General features: G+C 69.6%; 1 protein-coding gene. It reads left to right on the plus strand.

All coding sequences use genetic code 11. The features are described 5' to 3' along the window. The coding region (locus AU188_RS20285; protein ID WP_156426759.1) for a non-ribosomal peptide synthetase at positions 1–657 on the plus strand (657 nt) is incomplete at both ends.

Below are 657 nucleotides of genomic sequence, written 5' to 3' on the forward strand. Positions count from 1 at the left end.
TTCGTGCTGGATGGGTGGTTGCGGCCGGTGCCGGCTGGGGTGGTCGGGGAGTTGTATCTGGCCGGACGTGGTGTGGGTGTGGGGTATTGGCGGCGGACGGGGTTGACCGCGGCACGGTTTGTGGCGTGCCCGTTCGGCGGGCCCGGGCAGCGGATGTATCGCACCGGGGATCTGGTGTGCTGGGCCGGCGATGGGCAGTTGCGGTATTTCGGGCGCGCCGACGAGCAGGTCAAGATCCGCGGCTATCGCATCGAACTCGGCGAAGTGCAGGCCGCACTGGCCGAACTCGACGGGGTGCAGCAGTCGGTGGTCATCGCCCGCCAAGACCACCCCGGCGACAAGCGGCTGGTCGGCTATGTCACCGGCGGCGTCGATGCGGCCCAGGCGCGTGCGGTGCTGGCTGACCGGTTGCCGCCTTACATGGTGCCCGCGGCGGTGGTGGTGCTCGACGCGCTGCCGGTCACGGTCAACGGCAAGCTCGACACCCGCGCCCTGCCCGCCCCCGAATACGCCGGCGTCGATCGTTACCGCGCCCCGACCAATCACATCGAGGAGATCCTGGCCGGCATCTTCGCCCACGTCCTCGACCTGCAGCGGGTCGGCATCGACGACTCCTTCTTCGACCTCGGCGGAGACTCCGTATCGGCCATGCGCGTC

Source organism: Mycobacterium sp. IS-3022 (assembly GCF_001500065.1).
In the GTDB taxonomy this organism is placed as follows: Bacteria; Actinomycetota; Actinomycetes; order Mycobacteriales; family Mycobacteriaceae; genus Mycobacterium.